This is a genomic window from Streptomyces sp. NPDC059696 (assembly GCF_042733745.1).
Classification (GTDB): Bacteria; Actinomycetota; Actinomycetes; order Streptomycetales; family Streptomycetaceae; genus Streptomyces.
On record NZ_JBHWFG010000096.1, the window covers coordinates 1 to 1,635 of the forward strand.

The 1,635-nt window shown below is 64.8% G+C and carries 1 protein-coding gene; it reads right to left on the reverse strand.

The annotated features are described in order from the left end of the window. Window positions 1-1,624: DUF3418 domain-containing protein (locus tag ACFV20_RS36790; RefSeq protein WP_385665458.1), on the reverse strand; the 1,624-nt coding region annotated here is incomplete at its 3' end. Window positions 1,625-1,635: the final 11 nt, after the last annotated feature.

Genomic DNA, 1,635 nt, shown 5'->3' on the forward strand with positions numbered 1-1,635 from the left:
GGGCATGCCTGATGAACAGCTCGCGCGACAGTTCGGGGTCGACCCTGCCATAGTTGACGCGTCGGTTGGGAATGATCGGGACGCCGTAGAGCGTGACCTTCTCATGGGCCAGCACGGCACCTTGGCGCGAGGACCAGTGTGGTTCGCTGTAGGAGCGTTTCACCAGGTCCGGGGCCACTTGCTCAGCCCATAGGGGATCGAACTTCGCCGCCACGCGTGCCCAGAGCCTGCTGGTCTCCACCAGCTCCGCGGCCATGACGAACGCGGGGGACTTCTTGAACAGTGCGGAGCCTGGGAAGATCGCGAAGCGGCTGCCGCGCGCACCGGCGTATTCGCGCTTGCGTTCGTCGTAGATGCCGATGTGGCTGAGCAAGCCGGACAGCAGGCTGATGTGGATGCCCTCGTGGTGGCCCACCGGATCGGCGAGGCGGGTGTTGTCCAGGGTGATGCCCAGCGGCTTGGCCAATTGCCGAAGCTGGGTAAAGAGGTCCTGCCACTCCCGGATCCGGAGATAGTTAATGAACTCAGTACGGCACAAGCGGCGGAACTGCGTGGAGGACAACTCGCGCTGTTTTTCCTGGACGTAGTTCCACAGGTTGAGGTAACCGGTAAAGTCCGAGTTCTCATCCCGGAAGCGTGCGTGCTTTTCCGAAGCCAGTTGCTGTTTGTCGGTTGGGCGTTCCCGCGGATCCTGGATGGTCAGCGCCGCGGCAAGGATCATCACCTCGCGGACGCATCCGCGCTTCCCCGCCTCCACGATCATCCGGCCCAGCCGGGGATCCACGGGCAACTGTGCGAGCTTCTGTCCGACGGCGGTCAGGCCACTGCCGCTGCGGGCTTGGCCACTGCGGTTCCGGCCATGGCGGCCACGCCCGTTGCGGCCCGGGGCGTCGCCGTCGTGGTCCGGGCCCTGCGATTCAACGGCGTCCTGCTGTTGAGGTCCGCTCAACGCGCCGAGTTCCCGGAGGAGCGTGACGCCGTCGTTAATGGCCCGTGATTCCGGAGGCTCCACGAACGGGAACTTTTCTACATCCTTGGGACCGCGGGCCACACCCATGGCGGTCATCTGCAGGATGACCGCAGCGAGATTGGTCCGCAGGATCTCCGGATCCGTGAACTGCGGGCGGGACTCGAAGTCCTCCTCGGAATAGAGGCGGATCGCGATTCCCTCGGACACGCGTCCGCAACGGCCGGACCGCTGGTTGGCCGATGCCTGCGAGACCCGTTCAATGGGCAACCGCTGCACTTTGGTGCGGTGCGAGTACCGGGAAATGCGGGCGGTTCCTGTGTCCACTACGTACTTGATGCCGGGCACCGTCAGGGACGTTTCAGCGACATTCGTTGCAAGGATGATGCGGCGCTTGCCTCCCGGATTGAACACCCGGTGCTGTTCCTGCAGGCTCAGGCGGGCATACAACGGGAGGACTTCCGTACCTGCGAGCCGCCGGTTTCCTTGGATCCGGCTGTTCAGTGCCTCGGCGGCATCGCGGATCTCGCGCTCGCCGGAGAAGAAGACGAGGATGTCCCCGGGCGCTTCCTTGGCCAGCTCATCCACGGCATCGCAGACGGCGTCCAGGGGGTCGCGGTCCTCTTCGAGCTCATCGTCGGTTTCTTCGTCGTCCACGCCTGCGGGCC